Here is a 25,169-nt window from a genome sequence, read left to right on the forward strand (position 1 = left end):
CAAAGCGAAGCAATCTGTTTGTGGAGAAAGCTTTTATCAATTCATATTAGCGCAAGTCTTCTGACTTGTGCTAACTACATTGCAGTCTTCAGACTGCTTTTTCTAGTAAGGCTTTATTAAACCCCTCATGCCGAAGACTTGATTTGTCTTGGATATAATCATTTTTCTGAGTTAGAGATTAGCAGTCTGAAGACCTTTCCGCGGAAGGCAGTCTTGAACCAGAACGGGTACTGATCTTAGGAATCTTTACTAACTGCGTCCTCTGTGAAAACCTCCGCGTCCACCGTGGTTAAAAAAGACTTTAAGAAAAAATAAACACCTATTTTAGCTTGAACCGTAGAAAGACCCATTACACAATGTCTAACGAAGATATACGCTGGAAACAGCGCTTTACTAATTTCAGCAAAGCAATGAGCCATTTGGAAAATGCATTTCAAATTCCCAATCCTGACATTGTCCAAAAAGCAGGGATAATTCAATTTTTTGAAATGAGTTTTGAATTAGCCTGGAATATGGTGAAGGATTACTTGGAGGAGCAAGGTTTTGTAGACATCAAATCACCTAGAAGTGCGCTAAAGAAAGCTTTCGAGATGGGAATGCTTGAAAATGGTCATGATTGGATGGATCTATTACAGGATAGAAACTTGACTGCACATACCTACGATGAGCAAAAAGCTACTGATATGGAGCAATTGATTAGCAATAAATATTTTCCACTATTGAACGCCTTGCGAAACAGTTTCAAACAAAAACTAGATGAAAAATAAATTCGGACTTTTGGATGCAGATGTAGAAGCAATTTCAGGCGTGCTAAGCAATCATCCTAAAGTTGAAAAGGCTTACATTTTTGGGAGTCGCGCCAAGGGAAATTTCAAAAATGGAAGTGATGTGGATATCGCACTTAAAGGTGATAAGATGGATTTTGACACTGTAAGCCAAATCAGCTATTTGCTGAACGAAGAAACTAATATGCCATATAAGTTTGATGTGCTGAACTACAACGCTGTCAAAGAATCCGATTTACTGGTGCATATAGATCGAGTTGGAATTGAGGTTTATAGTCGGAGTTCTTAATAAAATGAGGTGAAATCTACCGGATCAATTTCACCTACCCATAGTATTGGATTTATTCAGACATTTCAGTAAGTCAAATTCATAAGATATACCTACTGCAGGCAGGCTTGAATCAGTCGGCCTATTTGAGAAACTTTACCATGAGAATCAAACATTTGATTTCCATGATAAAGTAGGTTTAATTCATCTTCCAAGAAATATCAAACTTGGTGTATTGCGCTTGATTTCCCCATCCAATTTTTCATATCTTCGAATCGTTAATGGAATCTTAGCTCAGTTGGTTTAGAGCGCTGCTTTGACAGAGCAGAGGTCGGGGGTTCGAATCCCTCAGGTTCCACAAGAATTATCACGAAGGCGCTAAGGCACAAATGTTTTCGCGCCTTTTCTTTTTTAACTTATTGCTTCACTGTCTTTGTGGCCTTCTTCCCAAAAACTCCCACAACCCCACCGCCCTCACCTTTTCCGATAGCGGATAGCCCTGATCGATTCTACAGATCACAAATCCCCCTTCCGCTCCCGTATCTTCCATGGTGATTTGAAGACCCTTCGTGAGTTTAGGGGAAAGTGTATTCTTGATTTCAATAGCCGTCTTGACTACCCCGTTTTTCACCAAAAGCAGATCACATTCCGCTCCCTGATGCGTACGGTAGAAATAGTATTCGTATGCTGCTCCGAAAGTTGCTGTAATCTGCTCAATCACAAATCCCTCCCAAGAAGCACCAATTAAGACCTGATTTTTCAAGGCATCCATCGAATCCACTCCTGCCAACGAATGCAACAAACCCGCATCACGGATAAAAACCTTGGGAGATTTTACGAGGCGCTTTTTGATATTGTGATGAAATGGCGGTAGCACCCGCACCATAAAAGAGCCTTCCAGATATTCCAGAAAGCGATTAACGGTCGGACGTGTGATTCCCAGCGCACGTGCGAAACTTTCACCATTCCAGATTCCTCCCTGAGCATTGGCAAGCATCATCCAAAAACGCTCTACCAGCCTAGGATCAGTACTCAATCCTATCTGCGCCAAGTCTCTTTCTAGATAAGTCTTGATAAAGTTCTGTCTCCAAAGCTGGGATTCTCTCTCGCTTTTTGCCAAAAATGACAGTGGAAAACCACCTCTCATCCAGAGCTTTTCAAGTTCGCTAGCATCTACTTCTCCCAAGTAAAAAGGTGTTAGCTCCAAGTATCCAATTCTGCCAGCCAGCGAATCCGCACTTTTTCGAATCAAATCAGGCGAAGCTGAACCCAAGAGAATAAATCTCCCCGGCTCACGCTGCTCATCTATCAGGCTTCGGAGCTCTGCAAACAATTCGGGCATTAGCTGAATTTCATCCAAGATCACCGTTTTGTCAGCATGATCTTTAAGAAAAAGCTCAGCATCCTTCAGCTTCGCGCGATCAGAAGCTTTTTCCAGATCGAGATAAATACTATCTCTATCCAAAGCCAGATTCCTGACTAGCGTAGTTTTCCCCACCTGTCTTGGTCCCAAAAGCCCAACAGCAGGAAAAATCGAGAGATATTCCTGAAGAAGTGGAAGTATTCGCCTATCCATTACCATGAAAATCGAAAGTTTGATTTACGGATTTCATGGTAAATATAAAATTTTATTTCATATCAGAAATATTTTACCGTGAAAATCGAAAGGTTAGATTTACGATTTTCATGGTAAAATTATATGACTGTTCGCTATGGTGCACAAAAATGTTTGGAATCAATGTTTGAGGATAAGTTTCGGCTACTCCCCCTTTCCAAAGGGGCTAGGGGTAATTTTACATGTGAAAACCAAATATATTATTGATACGTGCAAGATCACGGATACTCATTTAAAATTATTTAAGCCAATTCAACTTTAGCGAAAGTCTCATTATTTGTGCTTTTTATATTGCAACTATAAGAATGCGTTTCTGTAAGTCTACGTCCGAAGAATTCAACTACAGAAGATAGAATGGACTAGTCCTCTCTACTAGGAAAAAAGTAAGCTGTGATTAACTAGGCTTTAGATAGAAAACGATAGTTCGGCTATAGAAAACTCTATGAGCTGGCCTTTTTGCAAGTACTAATCCCAAATGGCAAATACAAAGGGCAAAAGCTCATAAATGAGGTGGCCACAAAAACGACAGCCAACACACCTAATACTATGGCCAAAGTGCCAGAAATTGTACCTGTGAAATACAACACAGCTACACCTACTGCAAGTAACAAGCGAATAATTTTGTCCGCGGAACCCATGTTCTTTTTCATAGTTTTTTAAGTTTATTTATTTAAAATCTAATTGTTTGCTCTGTTGATAAAGTCCACTAAGTATATTTTCCTATTTTTTGACTGCAAAAATCCGGATTACAGAAGCAGTGCCCACATGATATTTACCTTCCTCTAAATTGGTGTCTGTTTCATATGCCTCAATAAAGTCAAAATCCGCAAAATCCTCTTTGATTTCTTCCAAATCAAAAAGCATACTCACATCTTTTGGTCCGCCTGCATTCGGATTATGTTTCTGAAAATTTAGATGGTTTTTACTAAAACACTCCAAAATTAGAATTCCGCCTTCGATAAGGAGCGCACTTAATTTTTGATGATAAAGACGTCTTTTGGCTTCAGGAAAGTAGGTATGGAAAAATGCGATGGCATCAAAGTATCTGGTTGGATATGGTTTACACCGATATTGAAGTTAAAGACGCCAGTGATCCGTTTGCTCACTTTATATCACTGAAGTCATTGTATGTGGCTGAAAGTAGAGAAAAAGCAGGTTTGGTGATGGTAAGTGATGGAAACATTACTTCTGTCCCTGTTACAATGTCTGAGGACATTATCAGTTTCCCGCCGTTTAACTTTAAAGCGAAAGACAAGGAAGGAAATCTTCTCCCTGATTCTGTGAATCTGATAGATAATAATTACGAAATAAAGGACATGTTGGGTGAGTTGGCTGAGAAAAAAGTAGCTTTACCAATAACCACAAAAATAAAACCAGATATGAATCCTAACGAAAACGATCCTGAGAACAATGAAATTCTTCCTGTAGGACCTGATACAGGAAAAGCTGATACACTGACACCAGAAGGAAAAGTAGCTGCTGGAGCCTCTGTTTTAACGGGAATGGAAGCGATGATAGCAGTAGCAGATATGGACTTATCTTCATTCGACATGGATTCAGATGTCACTTTTGAGAACATTTGTAATTAAGCTTTAATGAAGCAACAGGGAAGCCATTCTTAACGGGATGGCTTTTTTTGTTTGTTTAATATCTGTTATCATTATAATATAATCAGAAAATATACTTATTCAATATATGGGAGCTATATCCACCTGCCGACTTCTCGGTGAAGATCATTTCATTAAATTAGTACAGTTAGCAATCGGTCAACAGATCAGCAAAGGGATAGTAGACCCTAAAGAAATGGTCGCTGACCTTTGGAGAAAGCTAATGAATCAAGGAGTGAATTACGAAAGCGCCTTGGTTTATATTGGTAACTACATGCGATTCCTTCCTGTTTTAATATCCAAATACAAAGGTTCTGGAGTTCAGGAAAAGATAGATATTGTTAAAAACATCAGTGCGGATTCGTTCTCGAATTTCATGTTTGAAATGGATATCAAGATTGGAGATCAAGCCAATCCTATTGATACAATTGAGAAGCTTGATGCTTATATCCAGAGGACTTTTGTGGAGCCAGTTCTTGGAAAGAGAGAAGAAGAACTTCCGGAAGAAAATAAAAAAGGCAATGTAGATCCTGAGATTGAAGAAGAGATTGAGCCGGAACCTGATTTGCTTTTTGAAGAAGAAATCGAGAATGAGGTTGAGGTTACTGAAACAGTTTCAAACCATGTGGTAAACAATGAAGTCGGACTTAGATACATTGCTTCCAGAATGGCTAAGCAAAGCTATATCGCTGTAGAGAAATTCGGTCAGATAGTCGCGTTCCATTACGATTCATCTACACAGACTTTTCAGGAAATATCCGCTGATCTTCAAAGGACTGATATCATAGGAAACGAGCTATCGCTTAATGAATTCATGGATTCTTATGTAGGATCCCCTATGGTAAGCTTACCTACAATCATTGAGAAAAATCGTCAGGATAAGGAAAGCAGAAACTCTAACCTGAGAGATTATTATGGCAGGATTATTCAACGGTTCAAGGATTCCAAAAGCATTGTAACATTTTTTGGTAATGCGATTAAAGCCAAGAGCAGAGAACACTCGATAATCGATACAGACTCCATTTTTCAACGCCAATATTTTTGCCTTCTTTTCTCCTTCTACACTACTATCAAAAGCAAATACATCCCATCCCAATTTGGCAGCAAAGACTGAATTTCTTCCCTCTCCCTCTGCAGGAAACAAAATTCTCCCTGGTTTGAGCCCTGCTAATTTCGACTTCAAATATTCATTTGGCTTTTCGCCGTAAGCAAAATCTGGTTGACTGTATCGCTGATCCCAAAAGTCCATTTTATTATGATTTAAAATAAAAATGGAGAGCCGTATGACTCTCCCTTAAAGTCTATTTTATCCTACACATTGGTTGACATTGCTCCAAGAGCCCCCGTTGATGACATTTTGAACGCCATTTTTCTCCAAAATGCTCTTCGCCTGTCCGCTGCGGTTGCCACTTTGGCAGAACACAACGATGTTTTTCTTGCCTTTGAACTTTGCCAATTGGCTTCCAATTCTATCCAAGGGAATATTTATCGCCCCTTTGACACTGCCTGAAGCAAACTCACCTGAGGAGCGCACATCAACTAGAAATGCTCCATCTTCTATTACCTCTTTCAATTGACTGTTGTCTTTACTTCCGAAAATTGCTGATAAAAAGCCCATAGTATGATTGTTTAATTTTTAACTGTTTCATTTCCTTTTTCCTGCCACTCTTTCATTCCTCCAGAGTAGTTTTTCAAATTATCGAATCCATTTCTTCGCAGAAGGGAATAAGCAATAGCTGCTCTATCCCCACTTTGGCAGTGAATTACAACCTGTTTGTCCTTATTTATTTTATCCAGATTATCTTGCAAAGTCCCTACAAACACGTGGTCTGCACCATTCACATGACCGGAAGCATATTCTGTCGTATTTCTTACATCGACTACCTGCACATCATCTTTTCCAACCAAAGATTTGAACTCTTCGATATCAATCACATCTGCAGACTCAAGCTCCACCTCTACGTCACTGACATCATCAATGAATCCATAGATATTGTCAAGACCAATGCGCATGAGTTTACGTGTCAGATCTTCCATCTGATCTTCCTCTGCTACAAGTACAAATTGTTCTTGATAGTTAAGCAGCCAACCCGCCCAGGTCGAAAAGGAATTATTGCCTTGGATATTGATGCTGTTTGGCAAAAAGCCTTTTGCAAAATCCACTTTATCTCTAGTGTCTATAACTTTCAACCCATCCTTGTACGCAGATAGAAATTGATCTTTGCCAAGCTTTGGATGCTTGGGAACTTCTACCAATAAAGGTCTATCCACCTTATTCAAGTGCTTCATCATCGCAAAATACTTCGGTGGTTCTGGCTGCCCCTCCAATAAATAATCCACAAACCCCTCCTCATCGGAAGCGTATTGGAATGCCCAGTTTCGTATCTTCTCATAACCTACAGTTGAGCTAGGAACGGCGCCTAGGGCTTTGCCGCATGCTGATCCAGCTCCATGCCCAGGCCAAACCTGAACGTAATCTGGAAGTTCTGCAAACCGCTGAACTGACTCATACATCTGTTGTGCTCCTTTCTCTTGAGTTCCTATTAATCCAGCAGCCTTTTCCAGCAAATCTGGCCTTCCTATATCTCCTACAAATACAAAGTCCCCTGTGAAAATCATAACTGGTTTGTCTGTGGCAGGATGATCTGTCAATAGAAAACTAATACTCTCCGGAGTGTGACCTGGAGTGTAAAGCACTTCTAAACTAAGGTTTCCGACTTTAAGAGTATCGCCATGATGAAGGCCTTCGTGATCAAACTCATATTGCCATTCTTTTGGGCCCTCGCCTGATAGATACATTTTTGCACCAGTCACAGAAGCCAATTCTCTAGAACCACTCAAGAAATCTGCGTGAATATGTGTCTCAGCAATGTGCGTTATCTTCATGTTGTTTTGCTCGGCTATCTTCAAGTAAACATCCATGTCCCGCTGGGCATCAATTACAATTGCTTCACCTTTTGCCTGGCAACCTATGAAGTAACTTGCTTGTGCCAGGGATTTGTCATATACATGTTGGAAATACATACCTATATTTATTTTGATTCAACTTCTATTTAATACTGCAAAGAACTGGCTTTTCATTTTGTCGTTCAGCAACTTTTGTCACATTGCCCATTTACTTTCATAATGTTGAATTTGGGTTTTTCTTTAATGAACTATCCAACTGGAATTGGACAATCCGAAGACTGAAATTCTATAAGTCCATATGTGAAGACGCTAACAACTTCAAGCTGGAACTTGATCTTTCACCGAGCTTTTTTTAATCGGTGGTACAACAAAAGACAAATCCTTTTAAATTCAGGCTATTATTCTATACCTCCACTTTATGAAAAAACTCTTACTCTTATCACTATTCGTTTTTTCGATCACTGTTTGTTCTTGGGCTCAGATCCAAACTCCTGAGCAGTTTTTGGGCTACAAACCCGGTGATCGATTCACTCCGCATCACCGCATGGTCGATTACTTCGAGCATGTAGCGGCCAATAATCCAAATGTCAAACTAATCCAATACGGAGAAACCAACGAAAAACGCCCACTGATTGTCGCTATTCTTTCCAGCCCGGAAAACATGGCTAATCTGGAGCAAATCCGTACTGACAATCTCAAGAGAGCAGGCATGATGGACGGAGATCCATCGACTTCTGTTCCGATCAACTGGATGTCTTTCAATGTCCATGGAAATGAATCTGTGGGTATGGAAGCTGCGATTTCTTCCTTCTATACGTTGGCAAATCCTGAAAACGCGAAGTCTCAAGAATGGCTTAAAAATCAAATCGTCATCATCGATCCTGCGATCAATCCTGACGGCCGTGATCGATACTCGAATTGGTATAATCAGAAAATGAATACAACGCTTCAGCCAGATTTGCAATCCGTGGAGCACAATGAGCCATGGCCAGGTGGCCGTGCAAATCACTATTTATTTGATCTGAACCGCGATTGGGCTTGGCAAGTACAGGTAGAATCACAGGCTAGAATGAAGCTTTATCATAAGTGGATGCCTCAGCTTCACTTGGATTTCCACGAGCAGGGCATCAACAATCCTTTTTACATGGCTCCAGCTGCAGAACCTCTACATGAGCAATTGACTCCATGGCAGCATGAGTTTCAGGATACTTTCGGAAGAAACACTGCCAAATACTTCGATGAAGCTGGAAGATTCTACTTTACCAAGGAGCGCTTCGACCTACTTTATCCTTCCTATGGAGATTCGTACCCGATGTTCAACGGCGCGATCGGCATGACTATCGAGCAAGGTGGTGGAGGTCAAGCAGGTGTTGGTGGATTTAATGCAGTGGGCGACACTGTTTCGTTGAGCTACAGAATTCAAGGGCATTATACAGCAGCGATGTCAGCTGCTGAAGTGACCAGCAAAAACGCTGAAAAACTGCTTTCCGAGTTCGAGAAATTTTTTGATGAAAACTCCACTTCTCCAAAAGGCCAATACAAAAGCTTTGTGATCAAAGGAGAAAGCAATCCCGCTCAGGTAGCTAAATTGCTTGAACTTCTGGATAAAAATGGAATCAGATACGGTAAAGCAGGAGCAAAATCAGGTTTGAAAGGTTTTTCTTATGGATCGGGAAAAAGTGAGTCTTTCTCCACCAGTGAGGAGGATATTATCATAAATGCTTACCAGCCAAAGTCGGTTTTGACACAGGTTTTATTTGAGCCAAATCCTGCTTTGAATGACAGCATCACTTACGATATCACGAGTTGGTCTATGCCGTATGCATACGGTTTGGAAGCTTATGCACTAGAAAGCCGTATAAATGCAACTGGAGCTTATGAGAAACAAGCGTTTGCGCCGAATGTCGCTGACAAAACTCCAGTAGCCTACCTAGCCCCGTGGGAAGGAACCCGCGATGCAGCATTTCTTTCAGCTTTGCTTACTGCGGATATTCGTGTCAAATTCAATGAATTTCCTTTTGAAGTGGAGGGGAATAGCTTTCCTGCCGGATCCCTGATGATCACCAAAGGCGGAAATGAGTATGTTCCGAATTTTGATCAGAAGGTAGTCGAGATCGCCAATAAATTTGGAGTGACCCTAGCGACTACTATGAGTGGCTATGTCGACAAAGGCAAGGATTTTGGATCACCAAATATCCGAGTGATCCAAGCACCAAAAGTGGCACTAGTTGGTGGAGAAGGCACAAATTCGTTAAACTATGGAGCTATTTGGCACTTCTTCGAAAAAGATCTGAATTATCCTCTTGTGAACTTGGAGCTGGATAATATGGCTCGTTATGACCTGAGCAAATACACTGTCATTATCATGCCTTCCATGCGTGGTGCAGGCCTGAGCAAACCTGCCGAGGAAAGTCTGCTGGAATGGGTTCGTGCTGGCGGAAAACTAATTGCAATAGAAGGTGCAGTAGATTTATTTGCCAATAAGGAAGGCTTTAACCTGAAGACATTTGATACAGAAGACGAAGAAAAAGCATCTAAGGAAATGCTGGATTCCTTGGCAAAAGTCGAGCGAATCCTTCCGTATCAAGAAGGAGAGCGTTTGGAGATTTCCTCAGGTGCAGCTGGCGCGATCTATCAAGTGACGATGGACGAAACTCACCCACTCGGCTACGGAACTGGTGGAAAATACTATACGCTAAAAAATAATTCGAACAAATTCGCATTCCTCAGCAAAGGCACAAATGCAGGAATAATTGCCAACAATGATGCCTACAGAACTGGATATATCGGTTTTAAAATCAAATCAACAATGGGTGAATCCATGGTGATTGGAGTAGAAAATGCCGGCAGAGGTGAGATCGTTTACTTTGTAGATGATCCGATTTTCAGAGGATTTTGGGAGTCTGGTAAACTCGTGTTGAGCAATGCCATCTTTATGGTAGGGCAATAAGAGACGCTAGAAGTTAGACTTAAGTATTAAGACCGGCTACTGAAAATTAGCCGGTCTTTATGGTTTTAAAAGAAGGATATATTGAGAAAATAGATAGTTAATTCAATTGATAAACATAGAATTTCCGAAAGGTATCTTGATTTTCATCCTCTCTGATCGAGATTCCACCCACAACTAATTTATTTTCCTGAAAAACAAAATTCCTGGCGATGGGCATCTCATAATAGTTGATGGATTTGTCTTCTGGATTATACTCTATCATGGTAACCCCACGAAGATCTCTTCTGATAATATCAATTGGTGTCAGTTCTCTTGAGTTTTCATTTTTAAGATGAGATACGAGGCGATATACTTTTCCATTATGGGTTTTGGCAAACTCATAGTTCTTTTCCTTTACTACATATTCCCTACTTACTTCTTTATCTGGAACATGATCGAGGAACTTGGTTTTGTGTCCATTTTCAATTCCACAGTAAAATGCATCAATAGATTTATTCTCAAAACTATAGATATACAGACTATCAGAAAATGGATAATTAATCAGCGCAGTCTTACTGTCATAGCTGGAAATTTGTCCACCTGAGAGATTTGAGGGCAAAAATTTCCCTCCTACAAATTCAGGATATATTACTTGATCTGTAAATTTCCTTGAGGTGAAATCATATTTCTGAAAAGGAATTACTTTTTCAAAATAGTCTCTATCGTCGAAACGGGTATCATTAATAGTAGGCAACATTATTTCGCCTTGATTATAAAAGATATCTGAGTAAAACCCACTTATATAAAATCTAGTATAATCACCGTCGTTATAATTGTATTTTTCTACTAATTTTCCTAATGAGTTATATAAATAGAACTTGTCCGTTGCCGAAGGAAAAACATAGATTAAATCTTGCCCTTGATAAGAAATAAAAAGATCTGTGGCGTTAAAACCATCTGGTCCTTCTCTTGGTATATAAATCGGCTCCAAATATTCGCCTCTCTCAAAATTCAGGCGCAAGACCAGCAAATCCCCCTTTGCATCCATTCCATAGTCAATCAAAAGAGTCTGCGAAGAATCACTAAATGTTTGCCACTTTGAAATAGGCACAAATTGTATAGGAAGTTTTACTTCTATACTGTCAATCAGTACTAAGTTTGAATATTCAAAGATGTCGGAATCTGTCTTAGAAGAACAGCTGATTGAAAAAAAAGCAAGAGCCACTATGAATAGGTAGCTCCTGCAATTTAAAATAGAATAATTCACGTTAGAAATTTATTCTGGAATATTAGGTAATTCAATTCGAGTAGATGAACCTGGGGTTGTACAATCATCACCAGGTTTATCTTCGCAGTGAGAAACTAAATATGTTCTGCCATCCATTCTATCAATATCCTCAACTGATTTGTAATCCCAGCCAGTTTCTTCTAATGCGTAAGAATTAATGGAACCAAACGAAATAATGCCGACTAACAGGCACGAAAATGTAAAAACAAATTTCTTTTTCATAATAATTAAATATAAAATGTTAAAACAATAAAACGTCTAAAAATGGCCATTAGAGACGTACAAATCTATTTAAAAGAAAGAAACTTCCAAATACCTAGTTTCAAAAAAATTGATTTAGTTTTATTTCTGAGTAAATAATAAACCTAACTCGTTAATTATCAAATGGATTAAATTTTAATTTTTTTTATGGTGACCCGATCCTCAGAGGCTTCTAGAAATCTGGTAAGACCGGTCGCAGAGAAGTGGCCGGTTTTTTATTTAGCAACTAACACAAAGTACCGCAAAGGATAGGATTCACTCTACAAGATTTGTTGTCTTGCTTCTCTAGAAGCAGGACTAGCATTCGTGATTAATTTGCAAAGCGCTTGATTAATTAAGTCATTTTGCACAAATGAATGTGCAATTTTAGCAGAAACTGCACATTTGAAAGTGCATTTATCTATTACCGCTCCTTCTTTACAATTCTCTAATCCTATTCTTGCTTCACATTTCTGAATTCAATTATCTTAGGATTTTCTTAGCTATCCTCTCATGACCGATTTTAAAAATTACACTGTCCCCTATCCTCCTACTCAGGAATTCTCCAAGCCAGTGGCCTATTTCTCTATGGAATTTGCCATTCACCAACCGCTCAAAATTTACTCTGGCGGGCTAGGATTTCTTTCAGGGTCACATTTGCGAAGCGCCTACGAACTCAAGCAAAACCTAATCGGTATCGGTATCCTTTGGAAGTACGGCTACTATGATCAAGGTAGAAATCAGGATCAGACCCTAAAGGCTGAATGGTATGAAAAGACCTATAGCTTTTTGGAGGATACTGGGATAAAATATCAGATAACAATTCATGGAAACCCTGTTTGGGTGAAAGCTTGGTATCTACCTCCTACCACCTTTAATAGTGCTCCGCTCTTCTTGTTGAGTACAGACTTACCAGAAAACGACTACCTCAGTCAGACCATCACGCATCGACTGTACGATTCTGATTCGGCAGCAAAAGTGGCGCAGTTTATACTGTTGGGGATCGGAGGAGCTAGGCTGCTGGATGAACTGAATTTCAACCCGGAAGTCTATCATCTCAATGAGGCACATGGAGTCAGCGCAGTTTTCCATTTGATGCGGAAATTCGGGTCGAAAGAGGAAGTAAAAAAGCGACTAGTATTCACCACACATACGCCCGAAGAAGCTGGCAATGAAAAGCATGACATCTACCTCTGCGAGAAAATGGGGTATTTCAATGGGTATCCATTAGACGAAGTGAGATGGCTGACTGGCATGGAAGGAAATCTATTTAATCACAGCTTAGCGGCATTTCGATTTGCTAGAAAAGCCAATGGGGTCAGTAAACTTCACGGCGAGGTAAGCAGAGATATGTGGAGCAAATATTCAGATATTCCTGAAATCACCTCGATCACCAACTCTCAAAACTATAGCTACTGGGCAGATAAGCAGCTGTATCATTTCATGAGTACAGATGATAAATCCGGATTTGAGGACAGGAAGCATTATTTGAAAAAAAGAGCTTTCGAATTGGTGGCAGATCAGACTGGGAAATTACTTGATCCAAATGTATTAACCATAGTTTGGGCAAGACGCTTTGCAGGATACAAAAGGCCAGATTTGATCACAAGAGATCTCGCTAGGTTTGAAGCCCTAATCAATAATCCAGAACGTCCGGTTCAGGTTATTTGGGCTGGGAAGCCATATCCATCTGACTATGGGGCTATTTCTACATTCAATCAACTGGTGCATCTAAGCAAAAAATATCCGAATGTGGCTGTATGTGTGGATTATGAATTGACCTTAAGTAAGCGGCTCAAGCAGGCGGCAGATGTATGGCTAAATAATCCGCGTGTTCCCCGAGAAGCAAGTGGGACTTCCGGCATGACAGCAGCGATGAACGGGGCTGTGAATTTCAGCACCTTTGACGGTTGGATATGTGAATTTGCCGAGCATGGTGAAAATAGTTTCATTGTCCCTACGGCTGATTATCAAAATATGAGCATACCGGAACAGGATCACTTTGATCTAGAAAACATCTTTCAAGTGCTAGAAAATGAGATTGTCCCAACTTATTATGAGAACAAAAATACTTGGGATGACATCGTAGAAAAAGGCATGAAAGATGTGATAGAGCGCTTTGAAAGCAATAGAATGGCCACAGAATATTACGAAATTATGTACAAATCATAATTCCTTTCCTCCTTAAATGAAAGCCTGAGTTTGTATTTCAAACTTGGGCTTTTTTGTACTTTGGGGAAAATAAGTCTTTCAAAATGGCGATTTCACATATTAGCAACCAAACTATTCCAGCTGGCGAAAGTGTAAAATTTGAGGAGATTCGTGAAGGAATTCAAGCGCTGATCAATTTGAATTTCCCAGATTTCGGATCAGGCAAGTTTATTTCTTTAGATGAACTAAATCAATATCGAAGAAAATACCTCACCTCCTTGATCCTAGAGGAGCGCGGAGAACTTGCCCAGATCGATTTAGACGTAATGCAGGCTATCCAGTCAAATTCGATTCTGTCCGAAAATGTTCAAGAAGATCTGGAGGAGAATATTAGTCCTGGCGATAAGCTTGCCGATCAAATTGCCTCATTCGGGGGTAGCTGGACCTTTATCATCTTTTTCTTTAGTTTCATATTGATTTGGATTGGCACCAATATTTTCCTTTTGGTCACCAAAGCCTTCGATCCTTTTCCATTCATTTTGTTGAATTTGATTCTCTCCTGTCTCGCGGCGATTCAAGCGCCTATAATCATGATGAGTCAAAATAGGCAAGAATCCAAGGATCGACGCCGAAGTGAGCACGATTACAAAATCAATCTCAAGGCTGAACTTGAAATTAAATTGCTAAGTGAAAAAGTAGATCATTTACTCGTTCATCAGAATAAGAAACTTTTAGAAATTCAAGAAGTCCAGACAGACTATTTAGATGATCTGATCAAAGCGATAAGAAAAGGAGAGAAATAAAACCTTAAATCCAACAATCCCAAAGCACCACCTAATCCCAATAAAAACCACCCCATGAAATTCAAAAAAGCTTTTCCTCTCAATTTGTTATTAATCTTCTCTTCATTGCAGATTTTAGCTCAGGAAATTATGCCTCCTCTACTTCCTTGGGATGGAAAAAGTAAAGAATTGCTAGTGGAAAAGTCTAATAAATGGATTACCCCATTTGAGCTTTCGGATGGACTGGAATCACCAACCTATAAAGAAACGATGGCTTGGATAGACAAATTAGCCAAGAATTCAGACTACCTCGAAATAAATTCAATCGGGCTTAGCGAGCAGGGAAGACCGATACAAATGGTAATTGCATCTAAGGATCAGGATTTTACTTCTGAAGAATTATCCACCTCTAAAAAGCCCCTGATCCTATTCCAGGCTGGAATACATGCCGGGGAAATAGACGGTAAAGATGCAGGAATGATGCTGCTACGGGATATCAGTCAGGGGGATAAATTAGATCTTCTGGAGTATGCTAATCTACTTTTCATCCCAATCCTCAATACAGACGGCCATGAGCGAAGAAGTGAATATGGAAGAGTAAATCAACGTGGTCCGAAAGAGATGGGCTGGAGAACCAATGCACTAAATCTTAATTTAAACAGAGATTACACCAAACTAGAGACTGCAGGAATCTCAGCGATGGCAAGGGTTATCAACAGCTACGATCCTGACTTGTATATTGATATTCACGTCACCGATGGAGCCGACTATCAGTACGACATTACGTATGGCTATGTAGCGACTGGAGGCTATTCACCACAAATCTCAAGTTGGCTTTCTACTTATTTTCAACCAGAAGTAGATCAGGCTTTGAAAGACCAAGGGCACATTCCTGGACCATTGCTTTTCGCCGCCAACAACGAAGACTTTACAGAGGGAAACATTGCCTTTTCATTTAGCCCGCGCTTTTCACATACCTATGGAGATATTCGGCATTTGCCTTCTATTTTGATAGAAAACCACTCTTTAAAGCCTTTTGAACAACGAGTTTTGGGTACTTACATTTTTCTGGAGCAAGCTATAAAATCTGTTGGAACCCACTTTTCTGAGCTGCAGTCTGCGGTGAAAGCAGACAAAAATCAAGAGAAAGAAGCTGTAATTGTCAAATATCAATTCCGGGATACTCCTGCCGACTCTATGGAGTTTTTGGGAATTGCTTCCAAAAAAGTAACCTCCAAAATCACAGGCAATGAATATGTGGATTGGGAAGGAAAGGCCATCACCCAGCTTGTGCCAAGCATTTTGATGGACAAACCCGCTGCTTCAGTTCCAGTTCCGAAGGCTTATTGGATTCCTGTAGAATGGTCAGAAATTATCGATAAACTGAAAACTCATGGCTTCGAAATGGACATTCTCAAAGAAGCGAAGGAAGTAAACATGGAATTTTCCACAATTTCCGAGTACAAGCTCAGCAATCAGCCTTACGAAGGGAGATTCAGATTTCAATCATTTGAATTGGAAAAAGAAAACAGCAAGGTGATGCTCAATCCTGGTTCTGTTCGAGTGAAAACCGATCAACCCCTGGGAGAACTTTTGGTGATTTTGATGGAGCCAGAATCGGTGGATAGCTTTTTCCAATGGGGATATTTTCACTCCATTCTTTCGCAGACCGAATACATGGAAACCTACATCATGGAACCTATGATTGCCAAAATGCTGTATGAGGATGCAGATTTGAAAACGAGATTTGAGGCGAAAAAGAAGACAGAAGCTAATTTTGCAAAATCTCCCAGAGCAATCTATCAATGGTTTTATGCACAGACTCCTTACTACGATCAGAATTGGAAGGTGATTCCGGTGGGGAGGGAGTGGTGAGGGGTGACGATTAGTATAATAGGGTATTTTCAGTAACTGTAAGTCTCAGAGGTTTATTGTTCAGATTTAATATGAATCAAAATCTCCTGATCCAAACCTTTTCTAAGTTTGTGAATAGTGTCAATAAGTGTTAAAAGATTTCCTTCATCGATTAAATCCACTTCAAAGTTTATTCTTTGATCATTATATCGTTTTCTATTTCCATAGTCGACAATTAACTTGTCAATATTTTGCGGAATATAAAACGATGCTTTGTTCCCAAGATGCTTTTTGAACTCATTCAAATAGATGCCAATTCCCGCAAAGTCATAATCACCAAAATGCAAATAACTATTTGGTATGAATTGAAGCCACTTGATTAAGTCCTTACTTTGGTTTTGAGGGTAACGACTTATAAACAATGGTTTAATGTCAGAGAACAAATACTTCTGATTGTCAATGTGCCGAAAGTTTTCTGGATTTTCGATTCCTACCAATGTAATGTCTTGTGGTAATATAAATTTTTCAAATTCATAGATGAACTGAAAAGTTCCTACAACTGGGTTGAGTATAATTTGATTTCCGTTTAGCGTTGCCTGAATTGGGAAGTAGCAGTTAACCAAAAATCCCTTGAAAGTTCTTACACCAATCAACTTGGATTCGGCTGAAACAGCTACGAGTTCGCTACGCGTTACGCCTTCCTTTTTAAATACATCAATGTATCGTTGAAGGCTATTGATTGAATAATTGTTTTGTAAATAAGTGTGTAATGCTTTTTTATCAGAAAGCATCAGAGATTTTTGAATTCTTCCTTTTCGTTCGATGATTCCTTCTAGAACTAAATCATCAATCAAAAAATGCTTTGCCGAACTTGAAGGAATGCTTTCGCCATGAGATAGACGCAGTAGTTTTTCTGCGATATGAACAGGAACTTTCATTAGGCTTCGGTCTTAATTACGGACTCAACTGCTAGAATTTTCCTTACCAGCCGTTTTATGCTTGTTACATTCTTAGCATCCTTGGCTAACAGATATGTGTAACGATAATCGGTTGCGTTATATGAAGTTGGTGAGCTGTTTATTAATAAAATATTTCTGTCGTTTGCAAACTTCAAAATCCCTTTCACATTATTTGGATGTAGCTTCCCAATTTCATCCATCATACAATGCAACCGAAAATTATCTTTATATTTCTTAGCTGCTCTCTCTTTAAAAACATTCAGCAGCATAATATTTATCATTGCTTTTACAAGGACATCTGTTCCCTCTGAACCAACATTTGTAAGTTTCTCAACCCATCCCGAATCATTATCATTTTCTACAATTCTAAATTCCAATTCAAAAGAATCTGAAAGATTAATTTCCTTCTCCTTACTAGTTGCCATTTCTTTTATCAACTCTTTCAGAAGAGAAATTGCTTTTTCATTTTTGTTAACTTGATCTGCTGAATTAAACAAATCTACCTTCCCGATATTATATGGATTATCATCATTGAAATTTTTAATTTCAACTAGCAATCCAAAAATCCTATTCGCACTTTCTTTAGTTCTTAGCTCCATACTTTTTATGGCCTGAACAAATTTTCTTGAAACAAAGTCATTGTTTATATCTCTGATTACTTGACTTATTTCCCCTTCTTTTGAAATAAGATCGCCAGTTTCAATACCAATTCTACGGATAATATGAGCAAACCGTTCTTCCACTCTTGCCTTATACTCGCTAAGTTTATTTTCCTCAATAAACTCTTTCAACATCTCGGCAAATTCAAAGAATTCGGCTCTTTCGTTAAACTTAACTTTGAAACTAAAAATGTTATTTTCTTGAAAATTGCCAGTGAACTTGTTAATAGCTTCTTGTAGTTCAATGTATCTTTTTGTAATTGTATTGTCAGTCGTGTTTAACTCACCAATAATAAAGAAGCAAGAAAATTCTGTTTTGTTTTCATCAGTGTATTCTGATATAAATATTTCAACCGTTTGGTAAACATCTGTCTTTGTGAAAGTGTCAAACGCTGTTAAGTCAGTATCAAAACCAGTAAGTGTTTTTCCAATGGATTCAATTTCTGCATTGTGAAGTCCGATGTCTTGAATGAACTTTTCTTGCTGTTGCTTATGTTTGGCTAATTCTGTTTCTAATTGTTTTTCAAATAAAGATTTCATCCCTCTGAATTCATCTTCTTTTTCAAATAATTCTCGTTTGTCTTTATTGTATTCTGCAACTGTGTCTCGGTTGTTATCTATAAAAATTAATTCGAGGTCAATTACTGAAAGTCGCAAATCAATTTCCTCTATTCGCTTAGTATCTGCTCCTTTGTTGTTAAGTTCTTTTTTCTGTTTGAATTTTATTTCTGCTTCCTTTTTTCCAATTGAATTTTTTTCACTTTGAATTAGCAAATCAATTTTACTAATCATTTCAGTAAGTTTCAGTTGCTCTACTTTTATTTTTCCTTCTTTCTCTTTCTTCTTTGTATAAATCAATTTGGTAATGCTTCCTTCAACATTTTGAACCTGTTCTTCTGCATTTGTTTTTTCTTCACTCAACTTTGAAATAGCGTTATCAATAATTTCCAACTCCGCTTTCTGCTCTGTTGCTGCTTGGGTTTTCCAGTCGGTTAAACGAACCCCAACTTCTTCTAATTTTATTTTGTTCTGGTCGCTTTGATATTTGTTGGTATCAACAATTTCTTTCTGCTCTTTTATTTTGGGCTGAAACCTTCTTCTAAGTTTTTCAAGTTCCTCGTTTGATTTAGAATTCAAGTCAGTAACGACTTGAAGTATTGCTGTGATTTGGATATTGAAATCATCTTTCTCCTTTTGTAAATCGGCAACTGTTTTAACCTTTTTGGTAATCTCATTCGTGTCAATACTGATTCCAAAAAAACTCAAATCTACATTAGATATTTTCTTTGGATTCAATCCCGACTTATACAAAACATTATCCTCGTCAATTACTTTTCCAATTGTCTTGTCCCAATCGGGAACGTGCTCATTCAACCATCCATAAAGGGAATCTTTGCTGTTTTCAATCTTCGTATCAATCGCTGAAATATTTACATTCAGTTTTGTTTGAAGTTCGGTTTGCTTTTCAACTTTTCTTTTTGTGTCCTCTTTAACTCCTGTTTCTTCAAGCAACCATTCCTTTTGAATGTTTTTATTTTTTTCTGTTGCTTGCTGAATTGCATTATCTGCTTTTGAAATTGCTGAATTCAAGTTTGAAATATCAGCGTTGTAGGCATCAATTTCCTTTTCATAAAATCTTTTGTTCCTTACTTCTGAACGACTGATTCTATTTGCTGTAATTGCTTTGTCTTTTCCCTTTACAAGTGAATTAGCAACTTCAAGTCCTTCTTTGTGCTGTGCCCTAATTTCCTCATAAAGCAAATCGTATTGCTTAGTCAATTCTTCTTTGAAGTGAAGTTGGTTTTCTTTTGCAGAGTTCTTTTCAGTTTGCTTGCTGTTCTCAAACTCCTTCAACTGACTTTCTAATTGCCCTAATTGTAACTCATATCGTTTTTGTATTTCCAGAAACTTAGAAGTGAGAATGTCCTTTTCACCTATTAGATTTTTCTTATCTAAATCTAATGGAATTTTCTTTGAAACTCTTTCAAGGATGCTCTGAATATTCAAAGCAACATATTCATCACGCTTGGTTTTTATTTCTTTAAGTTTGCTTTTGTATTTTCCAATTTGCTCTTGCGTCTTTTCTTTCTTTTTGTCAAATACACTATCAAGTTCGTTTAGTTTAGTTTTTACTTTATTTCGTTTCAGTTCTTCAACTGCAAGCTGCTCGGCAACTTTCGGTTGCTGTTCTTTTACATTATTTAAAGCCCAACCTAATTGAGAAGCTAACTCTGCTTTCTTTTTATTTAAATATTTCAATGCTGAATAAACGGTTGAAACATTGTCGGCTTGCTTTTCAACCTGATTTTCTCCTTTACGATTCCTGTCAGTCCATTTCTTTATGTCGTTCAAATTGGTTTCAAAATCTTTAAGATGAGTTTGAGAGTAAGTTGTCAAGTCAATTTTGATTTCTTCCTCATTCAGCGATTTTATTATTGTCTCTTTTACAAATTCAGCGCTAAGATTTGCATTGAGAAAAACATTTGAAATCGTTCTTGGAATGTTTTGAAATTGCTTACTCTCAATCAAAGCATACTTTCTAAATTCACTTGGTAAACCTTTGTTGTTGCCGTAAAGAATGTTTCTGTATTCTTCATAGATGTGAATCGTTCTTGTGTAACTTATATTTTTTCCAAATGCTTCTCTGGTCTTATCCCAACTCTCAAAAGCCCTACCTTCGCTATCTATGAAAAAGTTTTTGTCAAATGCAGAATCAAAAAATCTAAAGGCAACTCTTCCTTGTGATTTAAAAGCTAAAACACAAAACAGTTCGTTTTCTGTTTGCACTTCATAAACGATGTAGGAATTCTGATACGGAAAATAATATTCATCAAAAGTTTTCTTTTCTCTTGGTATACCAAGTTTCTGTTTATCGGCATTGTAGAAGAAAAGAATTGCTCTTAGCAAAGTGCTTTTTCCCACTCCTTGCGTTCCTATGAAATGAACATTTCCATCAAGATTTACTTCTGCATACTTGAGGGACTTATCAGCACTGTTTATGAAAACTATTTTATTCAGGTATTTCATTTCTTACATCTTCGGGTATATTGATTGTCAAAATAAGTTGTTCAAGATACTTGAACGAAGCCAACACTTTGTATTGATGTGTAATTTCATTTTCAAGTTCAATGAAAGTGTCGTCAATTAGTTTCTTTAAAATCTTGTCAAGAATGTCTTGATGTTTTTCTTTGTCGGTATGCTTCTTTAGTCCTTCTAATTTAGTTTCTAACTCTGCATCAATTTTTATTCTTACAAGAATGTCAGAAGGAGTGAATCGATAACCTGAACTAAAAGAATTGTCATAAGTTTTCAGAAAGTCAATTATGTCAATCCATCTGAATGCTGCTTCAATCTTTGTTTCAAGGTCAACTTTGTTTTCGGGTCTGCTGAAATAATAATACTCTTCTCCTTTCTCTAAAGTAAAATTGATGCTTCGGAAATAGTCATATAAATTTTCGAAGGTTTGTTCGTATCCATCCGACAAACTCCATATTGTAATTTGGTTTTTTTATTTAGGTCGATATATTTCCCAATTAGAGGGTAGAAGTTGATAAAGGTCTTTTTGCTTATGGCTCTGGATTCTTTCAAAGACATCCTTCAGCCATGCAAATTCATTGATCTTGTTTTTTTTGCAGCTGGCCATAAAGGAGTACATCCCGGCAGCCATCTGGGCTGCCTGATGTGATCCCGCAAAAAGGAAGTTCTTTCGGCCGATTGCCAGTGGCCTCACTGCATTTTCTATCAGGTTGTTGTCAATTTCCATCTGGCCATGAAGTACGTACGCACTCAGTCCCGCCCATCTGGGCAGGGTATAGTCGATGGCTTTTCCCATAGGACTCTGGGGCCTGTAGCGCTCTTGGTGCTCCTTCAGCCAGTTCTCCAGCCTGTCCAGAACGGGGCGGGCATGTTCTTTTCTTTCCTCCGTGCGTTGCTCCCAGTCCAGTTCCCGGTCTCTCATCTTTTGTTCCAGCGCATACAGCAGCTGCATTTCGTCCAGCACATAGTTGGCCTGTTTCTCATCATCCTTGACGGCATTGACAAAATAACGTCTTGCATGGGCCATACAGAAAGTCAACAGGATATCCGGATGGTTCCCGTAAAGCGAATCATAGACGGTATAGCCGTCTGTCTGGAGAATACCCCTGAACCCGGCAAGCATTTCTTTGGGACCGGAACTATCCCGGCCCTTTCGGTAATCAAACAGGACTAGCCTGTCCACGGGAGCATGGTACAGCCACATATATCCCTGGTGGATGCCGTTTTTATGGTCCCTGTCCAGCACCTTTATGGGAGTTTCATCTGCCTGAAGATATTTTTGGGAGAAGACGATCAGGCGAAGCAGCTCCCAGAGCGGTTTGAGCTGTTCCCATCCTCCCATAAGCCAGTCTGATGCGCTGGAAGCGGGGATGCGGACCCCCATCTTGCTGTATTTGTCGATCTGCCGGTGCAGCGGCATTCCGTAAACGTATTTATCGACGGTGAGTTGGGCGATGACCGATTCGGAAGGAATGCCTTTTTCGATTACCCGGTCAGGAAGCGTTCCAATCAGGATACCTTCACCGTTTGGTCTGGCGTACTTGGGACGTACATACCTTTTTACATAGAAAAAAGCGGGCTCAATCTCCAATACCTCGGTCACTTCTTCCCCGATCTTTGTACAGCCCGCGGTGGATTCGCAAGGCTCTATGATGATCTCTTCCCTTGCCAGTTCTTCGGGCAGGCTCATGCGGCCGGTTCCTTTGGCTCTTTTCTTTGGTGCGGGCTTCTGTTGCTGCACGGAGCAGGACAGCTCTTCCTGTACCGACTGGGTGGTACCCAGTTCAAAAAGTCCCATCTGGCCATCAGCGGAACTGCTGTTGCGCTTCTCGCTTTTGAACCCAAAAATATACCTGCGGAGCTTGTCCAGCTCGAATCCCAGATCAGCGATTATATCGTTCTTTTCAGAAAGAATCTCTTCTTTTTCGGACAGTACCAACAAGGTCTCTTCATACAGTTTTTTGTAGTCCTCCTCCTTGTTTTCCATGGCCTAAATATACGCCAAAAAGTAGCTTTAATAGTATTTTAAGCCACTTTTTACTCAAAAAAAGCAGACTATTTTCGAGTCCTGTTTAGGGGGTTATAGCGCTTTCTGTAGCTCACCGAAACCAGCCTTACCCCCTGTAAAAGCAGGCTGAGCTGACCGCTGGTGACTGCGTTTCCCGGCAGCGCAGGACGTTCAAAAGTACCCTGTTCAAGCTTTTTGATGTACATGGCAAAACCGTCCCGGTCCCACTGCAGAAACCGGATCTGGTTGGAACGCTTGCCCAGAAAAACGAATACGTCCCCGTTCATCGGATCAAAACCAAGCTTGTTACGCACAAGTCCGGCAAGGGAGTTGATCCCGTAACGCATGTCGGTAGGTTCATGGTACAGGAAGTACCGGGCTGAACTTGACAGGGCCAGCATCAGCCCAACAACTCACGCACGGTGACCACATCCACAGCGCCAAACAATTCCACACAGATCCCCGAGGGATAGCTGATCCTGGCTACCGGACTTGCCGTGGTAGGATGCATCGGAATAATTGAAAACGGGGAAGGGAAAGCTGCAGGGATGGTATCGGTGTCAAACTTTCTGCACCAATAATAGAACGTTGCTTTGGGTATGCCTTCTGATGCAGCAAAGGCTGCCTTGGTCTTGCCGGATTCCTGCCACTTACAGTACAGGGAATAATATGCTTCATTGGTTGTCTTTTTCATCCTGCAACTTTAAGCATTCAGGAAACCGCTCGCAATACGGGGTTGGTCGGATGGATACGTTTGTTCGTCCTCAATTACTTTATACAGGTCACTTACGGCTTTTGTAGAGCTATTTGAGTTTATGAATTGTCCTTTACTTAGGAATTTAAATATGTCGGCTGTTTGAATTGGAACTTGCATTTTATTTTTTATTTAGGATATACCATTGCGAATTCAATTTCTTTTTTCACCTCAAACTTATCGGTTATATTAAAGATGTTTTCATATTGTGAAATCAACTGGCAATAAATTGTAACACGGTCTTCAAATGAAACTTCCTTTGCAAAATTGTAATTCATTATGAAATCAAAAAGATTGTAGCTGGAAGCTACAAATCCATTTTTCACTTCTTCAAGATTGATTTGTATTTCTTCTTCTATTTGAGTTTCCAGATACTCACTTGAAATCTTTTCAGCAACGGGGCGCTTCAAGTTTATTCCTGCTTTCACACGCTTCGCAATTTTTATTATGCTTGCAAATGCTTCTTCGTCTGCTTGTAAATATTCAAGAGAAAGTTTCAGCGGATAAGCCGGATTCGGTTCAAATATTACGGAATCATTTGCAGCTAGAATTGCTTTTATATCCGTTGCTGTCTCAAGGATGAATTGATCTTTCAAATATTTTATTAGTCGCAATTTTTCAATCACATTGCTTTGAAACTGGATTTGGTTTAAGAAATCAATAATCTGTCTTTCAATTTCAATGAGGTTGTGTGTGCATTTGCCTAATTGGATCTTGAGTTGAACAATTACCCTTTTCAATTCTTCATCAAGTGCAGTATAAAAAAATGTCACCTCATCTATTGAAATTAATTTTTCGGATTGAGTAATAAGCTTCGTGATATCCTTTCTCTTTTTATCAAGATTTAAAAGTTTGGCTCGTTTTATTTTATAGTTTGGCTCGTTTTTAAAAGTGTTGTCAATGTTCCTTTTTAAGTCAACTACATTTCTCAAGGTAATTGCCCCTAATTTTCTAAGTGTATTTTTGACCGTTCGTAAATAATCATACTTCCTTTGTTCATTGGGTTCGTTGAAATAGTAATCAATATTTTGCTTTACCTTTTCAAGGTTTTCATTGATGTATGAAATATTTATCTCTTCGTTTGCATCCAAAACCAATTCAAAAAATTGTAGAAACTCATCATCAATTTCAAGGGTGCTCCCATTCTGACGTAAAACAGAACGGTTTATTAGATATTGAATTCGGTTACCATCATTCTCAACCAAATCAAGAGCATATTCATATTTATACGAAGCGGATTTCCTCATCTTAAACATTTCAGTAAGAAGTTTATGCTCCCTATTCAAAGCAGAAACCAATTCTTTAATATTTGAAAATGTATTCATAT

General features: G+C 39.0%; 22 protein-coding genes and 1 tRNA gene. 9 read left to right on the top strand and 14 right to left on the bottom strand.

Annotation, left to right across the window (positions count from 1 at the left end; translation table 11 throughout):
- Window positions 1–356: 356 nt before the first annotated feature.
- The 3 genes from BVH04_RS04645 (at window position 357) to BVH04_RS04655 (ending at window position 1,411) form a co-directional block, all read left to right on the top strand.
- Window positions 357–767 carry a nucleotidyltransferase substrate binding protein gene (locus BVH04_RS04645; protein WP_086540163.1) on the top strand — a complete coding sequence of 137 codons (411 nt, stop codon included), beginning with the start codon at window positions 357–359 and terminating at the stop codon, window positions 765–767.
- Window positions 757–1,074, top strand: a complete 318-nt coding sequence (locus BVH04_RS04650; RefSeq protein WP_086540164.1) for a nucleotidyltransferase domain-containing protein — start codon at window positions 757–759, stop codon at window positions 1,072–1,074. Before BVH04_RS04645 ends, BVH04_RS04650 begins: the two co-directional genes overlap by 11 nt.
- 262 nt (window positions 1,075–1,336) lie before the next feature.
- A tRNA-Val gene (locus BVH04_RS04655) sits at window positions 1,337–1,411 on the top strand.
- A 66-nt stretch (window positions 1,412–1,477) separates the two neighbouring features.
- On the opposite strand, the gene BVH04_RS04660 is transcribed toward BVH04_RS04655, so the two are convergent.
- From BVH04_RS04660 to BVH04_RS25370, 3 genes are all read right to left on the bottom strand, one after another.
- A complete protein-coding gene (locus BVH04_RS04660; RefSeq protein WP_240510831.1) occupies window positions 1,478–2,629 on the bottom strand; it encodes an ATP-binding protein in 1,152 nt (383 codons plus the stop codon).
- A gap of 479 nt (window positions 2,630–3,108) precedes the next feature.
- Window positions 3,109–3,318: a YgaP family membrane protein gene (locus BVH04_RS04665; protein ID WP_086540166.1), complete on the bottom strand. Its 210-nt coding sequence runs from the start codon at window positions 3,316–3,318 to the stop codon at window positions 3,109–3,111.
- A 70-nt stretch (window positions 3,319–3,388) separates the two neighbouring features.
- Window positions 3,389–3,532, bottom strand: a complete 144-nt coding sequence (locus BVH04_RS25370) for a hypothetical protein (RefSeq protein ID WP_169714357.1) — start codon at window positions 3,530–3,532, stop codon at window positions 3,389–3,391.
- A 161-nt stretch (window positions 3,533–3,693) separates the two neighbouring features.
- Here BVH04_RS25370 and BVH04_RS04675 point away from each other — a divergent pair, with 161 nt between their 5' ends.
- Window positions 3,694–4,257, top strand: coding sequence for a hypothetical protein (locus BVH04_RS04675; RefSeq protein WP_086540168.1), 564 nt, complete (start codon window positions 3,694–3,696; stop codon window positions 4,255–4,257).
- A 106-nt stretch (window positions 4,258–4,363) separates the two neighbouring features.
- Window positions 4,364–5,389, top strand: coding sequence for a hypothetical protein (locus BVH04_RS04680; protein WP_086540169.1), 1,026 nt, complete (start codon window positions 4,364–4,366; stop codon window positions 5,387–5,389).
- 192 nt (window positions 5,390–5,581) lie between these two features.
- On the opposite strand, the gene BVH04_RS04685 is transcribed toward BVH04_RS04680, so the two are convergent.
- Window positions 5,582–5,893, bottom strand: coding sequence for a rhodanese-like domain-containing protein (locus BVH04_RS04685; protein ID WP_086540170.1), 312 nt, complete (start codon window positions 5,891–5,893; stop codon window positions 5,582–5,584).
- Between the two features lie 11 nt (window positions 5,894–5,904).
- Window positions 5,905–7,299 (bottom strand): MBL fold metallo-hydrolase, encoded by a 1,395-nt coding sequence (locus BVH04_RS04690; protein WP_086540171.1) that lies wholly within the window; start codon window positions 7,297–7,299, stop codon window positions 5,905–5,907.
- Window positions 7,300–7,600: 301 nt separating this feature from the next.
- Between BVH04_RS04690 and BVH04_RS04695 the strand changes: the two genes are divergently transcribed.
- Window positions 7,601–10,132, top strand: a complete 2,532-nt coding sequence (locus tag BVH04_RS04695; protein ID WP_086540172.1) for a M14 family metallopeptidase — start codon at window positions 7,601–7,603, stop codon at window positions 10,130–10,132.
- A gap of 97 nt (window positions 10,133–10,229) precedes the next feature.
- Here BVH04_RS04695 and BVH04_RS04700 read toward each other — a convergent pair whose 3' ends face one another.
- Window positions 10,230–11,222, bottom strand: a complete 993-nt coding sequence (locus tag BVH04_RS04700) for a hypothetical protein (protein WP_140160521.1) — start codon at window positions 11,220–11,222, stop codon at window positions 10,230–10,232.
- Between the two features lie 165 nt (window positions 11,223–11,387).
- Window positions 11,388–11,621 carry a hypothetical protein gene (locus tag BVH04_RS04705; RefSeq protein WP_086540174.1) on the bottom strand — a complete coding sequence of 78 codons (234 nt, stop codon included), beginning with the start codon at window positions 11,619–11,621 and terminating at the stop codon, window positions 11,388–11,390.
- Window positions 11,622–12,152: 531 nt separating this feature from the next.
- On the opposite strand from BVH04_RS04705, the gene glgP reads away from it, so the two are divergent.
- Genes glgP through BVH04_RS04720 form a run of 3 tightly spaced genes read left to right on the top strand, consistent with a single transcriptional unit; the run spans window position 12,153 to window position 16,447 of the window.
- Window positions 12,153–13,811, top strand: coding sequence for an alpha-glucan family phosphorylase (gene glgP, locus BVH04_RS04710; RefSeq protein WP_086540175.1), 1,659 nt, complete (start codon window positions 12,153–12,155; stop codon window positions 13,809–13,811).
- 53 nt (window positions 13,812–13,864) lie between these two features.
- Window positions 13,865–14,593 (top strand): DUF1003 domain-containing protein, encoded by a 729-nt coding sequence (locus BVH04_RS04715; protein ID WP_240510832.1) that lies wholly within the window; start codon window positions 13,865–13,867, stop codon window positions 14,591–14,593.
- A 54-nt stretch (window positions 14,594–14,647) separates the two neighbouring features.
- On the top strand, window positions 14,648–16,447 hold the full coding sequence (locus tag BVH04_RS04720) for a M14 family metallopeptidase (protein ID WP_086540177.1): 1,800 nt from the start codon (window positions 14,648–14,650) through the stop codon (window positions 16,445–16,447).
- A 53-nt stretch (window positions 16,448–16,500) separates the two neighbouring features.
- Here the strand turns inward: BVH04_RS04720 and BVH04_RS04725 are convergent, their stop codons facing one another.
- From BVH04_RS04725 to BVH04_RS04755, 7 genes are all read right to left on the bottom strand, one after another.
- Window positions 16,501–17,364: a DUF7281 domain-containing protein gene (locus BVH04_RS04725; protein WP_086540178.1), complete on the bottom strand. Its 864-nt coding sequence runs from the start codon at window positions 17,362–17,364 to the stop codon at window positions 16,501–16,503.
- On the bottom strand, window positions 17,364–21,071 hold the full coding sequence (locus BVH04_RS04730) for an ATP-binding protein (protein ID WP_086540179.1): 3,708 nt from the start codon (window positions 21,069–21,071) through the stop codon (window positions 17,364–17,366). The genes BVH04_RS04725 and BVH04_RS04730 overlap by 1 nt, the downstream gene beginning before the upstream one ends.
- Complete coding sequence (locus BVH04_RS04735) at window positions 21,055–21,528, bottom strand: condensin complex protein MksE (protein ID WP_205635788.1); 474 nt, start codon at window positions 21,526–21,528, stop codon at window positions 21,055–21,057. Before BVH04_RS04735 ends, BVH04_RS04730 begins: the two co-directional genes overlap by 17 nt.
- A 24-nt stretch (window positions 21,529–21,552) precedes the next feature.
- Window positions 21,553–23,067: an IS66 family transposase gene (gene tnpC / locus BVH04_RS04740; protein WP_086540180.1), complete on the bottom strand. Its 1,515-nt coding sequence runs from the start codon at window positions 23,065–23,067 to the stop codon at window positions 21,553–21,555.
- Between the two features lie 68 nt (window positions 23,068–23,135).
- On the bottom strand, window positions 23,136–23,489 hold the full coding sequence (tnpB, locus tag BVH04_RS04745) for an IS66 family insertion sequence element accessory protein TnpB (RefSeq protein ID WP_086540181.1): 354 nt from the start codon (window positions 23,487–23,489) through the stop codon (window positions 23,136–23,138).
- Entirely contained in the window at window positions 23,489–23,782 is a 294-nt protein-coding gene (tnpA, locus tag BVH04_RS04750; RefSeq protein WP_086540182.1) for an IS66 family insertion sequence element accessory protein TnpA, read from the bottom strand. Before tnpA ends, tnpB begins: the two co-directional genes overlap by 1 nt.
- Before the next feature lie 188 nt (window positions 23,783–23,970).
- On the bottom strand, window positions 23,971–25,167 hold the full coding sequence (locus tag BVH04_RS04755; RefSeq protein ID WP_086540183.1) for a hypothetical protein: 1,197 nt from the start codon (window positions 25,165–25,167) through the stop codon (window positions 23,971–23,973).
- Window positions 25,168–25,169 lie beyond the last annotated feature (2 nt).

This window comes from Algoriphagus antarcticus, assembly GCF_002150685.1.
Lineage (GTDB): Bacteria > Bacteroidota > Bacteroidia > Cytophagales > Cyclobacteriaceae > Algoriphagus > Algoriphagus antarcticus.